1 protein-coding gene is annotated in these 4,260 nt (G+C 52.2%); it reads right to left on the bottom strand.

What is annotated here, in order from left to right:
• Nucleotides 1–4,199 (bottom strand): HD domain-containing protein (locus tag JX325_RS13150; RefSeq protein ID WP_204791558.1); only part of this gene is annotated, 4,199 nt, incomplete at its 3' end.
• Nucleotides 4,200–4,260 lie beyond the last annotated feature (61 nt).

Genomic DNA, 4,260 nt, shown 5'->3' with positions numbered 1-4,260 from the left:
CATAAATCCAGCGTATCGATCAGAAACTGCCACACCTCCCCTGTAATATCCGGCGCATTTGAGACAAATTCGTGCTCGTGCCGCGCAAACTGGGAGGACGAGCGGTAATTGAGGCTGTCAGTGGGGATTTTCACGGTAAAGGTGTAGCTTTCTCCCTTTTCCCGGCAGCGGAAGCTAAACTGGTTATCAAACAAAACCCAAGTTTGTCCATCCGCCGCACAGTCAAAATAGGTATCTGTCTGGGCCTTTTGGATTTTCACAGCCTTCGGATATTTTTGGTCCAGATACTGTTCCGCCTGCTCCAATTGCCCGCCCGTGCAGTAGAATTTCTTTTCAATCTCTATGTGCTTTCTCGGCTTGGCGGACTCCACAGTTTGATTCACCGCGTTTATCGTCTGGTCGGATTCTTCGCGCATTTTACACTCCTCCTTCAACAGCTCCCTGCTAAAGAACAAACAGCAATAGTCCGTCTCTAGAATACTGCCTTGCGCCGTGCCCTGCGCGCCGCGAAACATAGACTGTTGCGCGTAATTGCGGGTGGTGCCGTTGTCTATGCTGCGCAGAATAATATCCTTCCTAGAGCCGGTTTCCGGGTCGTGGGTCTTATACGCGCAGTCACTACCCTGAATATAGATAAACGCGCAGGTATCGACCTGGTCCTTGTTGCCGCCGGGCACGGGAAAGGTGATCCAGTTCTTCCCCAACTGCTTGCCGACCCGCTTTGCCAGCAGGTCATACTGCCGCCGCTGTCCCCCCAGTTCAATCTGCTCAAACAGAGGGATCCGGTAAAGGAAGGCCTGAGAAAGCAGTTGTACTACTTTGGCACGGTTTTTCTGTTCCTGGGGCCAGTCTCCATCCCGCAGGACAGTCCCGTCCGCCCACTTTTTCAACAGCGCATTCACTGCCTCGTCGTCCAAGCTGATATACTCAGAGACGGAAAAGTCCTCCCCGTCCCGGATCCGCCTCAAAACCGCGAAGGTATCATCCGGCCTAATCGCATCCAGCAGCAAAAACGCCTGCCGAAACAGTCGGTCAAAGATTTGTTCGAAAAGCTGCTTGCGGGAATTATGATAGACATTCTTATACATCTGATACCGGGCATAGATGAATTGCTCAATAGCGGGCAGATATCGGTCGTCAAAGCATAGCCGGTAGTTGCCGGTCTCCTGACTCGTCTCATAATCCGGCATCAGGCGCATGGAGGTAACCAGCTGTTGAATGTCGATGTGGCCAAACGCCATACCGCAGGCGGTGTTGTCCCTCAGGAGATAATCGATGCGGTCCGCGTCCAGCTGCCCACTGATTACGCTGTGGTAGATCAGATCGATCCCGTTGGTCCCCTCAGGGGAAACGGAGCTGTCCAGCAGTCGGCATACACGCTCCGGCATCATCGGGCCGAAACGGTTCACGATGACCCGGTGCACCGCTGTGCCCGGGTCCAGGATAATCCTGCGCGTCATTTTTTCGTGATCCAGGCCAAAAACCGTCTCAACGGTATGGGAGTAGGGGCCGTGCCCCAAGTCATGCAGCAGGGCGGCCAGAAGGGCGCAGTTGCGGTCTTCCTCGGTAAAATTCAGCTGCGGGTTGTTTTTATAAAGCTCTTTAAAATGGTCCAGGATCATTCCCATCACATACCACGTCCCAAGCGAATGGGCCAAACGGGTATGGGTGGCGTTTGGGAAGCTGCGGTCCGCCGTTGCCAACTGGCGGATCCTACCCAGCCGCTGGAACTCCCTGGTACATACGACGGCATAGAACGGATCTGCCATTTTCACATCTCCGTAAACCGCATCGCGGAACATATGAGACGAACTCAAGTTTGATGTTTCACTCCTCGCTTCGTTTTCCCGGTACTCCCTGCAAAAAGCAAGGAATTCCTCTTGAAACAGACTGGGAATACCGCTGACCCCGGGATTAGCCCCAGCGTTGTAATAAAAGTATGGAAATCGGCCATCACTTTTATGATATGGGAATATGTCTTCCAGCGGCACGACCCGCTCGCCAAAAAGCAGCTTGATTTTGTTGAAGCGCTTGGACTTAATGCCGCAGAATTTCACCGTCAGGTTGTTCCGGGAAAAATTGTACTGCTCGGTCTCAGCAAAAATGCGGGCGGCCCATTTCTCCACAATGGATTTTCGATCGGTTTCCCCGGATCGGTTCACAAACAGCTCAACCAATTTCGCCATCTGTTGACGGTTTCCCTTCTGCATGGGCGGCAGATAATAAAATTGTTCCTCATAGAACGGGGTTGGCTTAATCGGCTTGCCTTCAAAAATAGAAAACCCACGCTTATCCATACCCTCAGTGATCAGTACCGTCATATAACGGTCCACATCGTTCGAGGTCCCCCCCAGTGCCTTGGCACAGTCCTTCAGAAACAACTGGTACTCCGCCTGGGACTTCCACAAGCTGCTGCGGAAGCGCCGGGTTTGGTACTCCTCCGAAAGCTGGAGCAAATCAGTAAAATCCGTTTCAGAAAGCAGAGGCTCATACCGTTCCAGCCACAAGCGCAGCAGCGTGCGTTTCCAGGTCTTTGAATTCCCTGCTGTTTTCTTGACAGTTGTAAGTAGTTCAATCAGGGGGGACGGACATTGAGGTAGCCGTCTTGCCCGGCGAATCGCCGTCTGGCAGCAGCCAAACGGAATCCAATCTTTTAAGATCGAGGAGGCGTTCCCGCCGTCGTCTTCCAGTTCCAGCAGACAGTTTTCTGCCAGCAGGATGCGCAGATCCTGCTGAGAAACCTTTTCCCAAAACTCCTCCGGCAGCCGGTCCAGCACACCGGATTTCAGGCTTTTTATATAGCTCTCGTACTTTTGGCGGGGGCTTTCGCCTTTGTACTGGGCTAGCTCACTGCACATCCAATGGAAAAGCGCGTCCAAATCCGCGTCAGCTGAACGGCAAAAATACTGGGACTGAACATTATATCTGCGGCAGGGTGCCAACAGATAGGTATAAAACGGGTAGCTCCAGTTCTCCATATGGGCGCGGAGGGCGGCTCTTGCGTCCAAATGGAACGTATCCTGCTGTTTCTGGAGCAGCAGGTCGCTTCCATAATTCCACGTCCCTTCACAGACGATAGCAGAACTGGACGCATGGCTCAAAAATCGCTTTACCGACGGCAGGAGCATGATACAATCTGTCATATAGCGGGTCGTATACTTATAAAATTGCTTTGTAAGCAGGTCTGCGTACACCACCTTATGGTGGCTATACAGCCATTTGGGCTCAAAATTACGCGCGGACATGTAGCCCTCTAAAATACTCAGGGCGCTTTTGGAAAAGGCGGGGAACAGCACATAGTTCTCTTCGTAAACCGTATAGGCATTGCAAAGGCGCACGCTATCAACACGGCTTGTATCGTATCCGGCGGCATAGGAGTTGCGCATTAGATAATCAATGCCATCGGCATCGATCGGCCCATTCAGAATATGGATCACGCAGTTTTGGATGCTGTAAAAAAACGCCTCCATGTTAAATTCCAGCTGTCTTGCCACTGGGTATTCCCAGCCGATGATCATGCGGGCGATAAAGCACAGGTCCAGGGCGACCTCCCTGGGAAGCGGCTCCAGCCCCATACGATCCCGGGAGGCCCGCACCAATTCCTCCACAGAGGCCCGGAGCTCCTGATCCTGAAAAATATAGTACGCACTCATACGCTCATGGGGGTTCCCCGGGATGCTTCCAGTAAAATTCTGGCTTTGCAGGTCTCCCGTTTCTCGGAACGCCTGGAGCAAATCCTTGCCCAGATTTCCCTTCAGCTCTTTTTGCATCTGGGACACAATTTTCTGGAGTATATCGTAGACCCTAGCCTCTTCCTCCCCCGCCATGCCGTCGCCGATGATGACTGTTTCCTGTCTGTCGTAGCGCAGATCCAGGTAAGGGTCATCGTACAGAAATTCAAATCCGTGGGACTGCACAGGATGACCGATGTCGTGGAGCAGACAGCCAATGTCCAAAAGAGTGCTCCAGTGCCCCAGGCAGCACTTCAGCTTTTCGAGAAGCTCTTCCTCTTTCTCAGGCACAAGCTTCCATCTTTCGCAGCATATGCGCTTCACATATTCATGCGTCTTTTGGGCCAGGCTTCTATACATCTCCTGTCCAAACTTATACACACCTAGAGAGTGGGAAAATCGATCATGGGTTGCAGACGAAAAAACAGGTCGAAGACCTGTTTGAGCCACACCCTTAATCCGTTGCATTGGCTGAGTGTCTATTAAACTTTTTATATACGCCCGGCATACCGGTATATACCCATATACC

This window comes from Oscillibacter sp. CU971 (genome assembly GCF_905219725.1).
Lineage (GTDB): Bacteria > Bacillota > Clostridia > Oscillospirales > Oscillospiraceae > Oscillibacter.
Note: the sequence above shows the minus strand (reverse complement) of the source record. Positions and strands in the feature narration are given on the sequence as shown.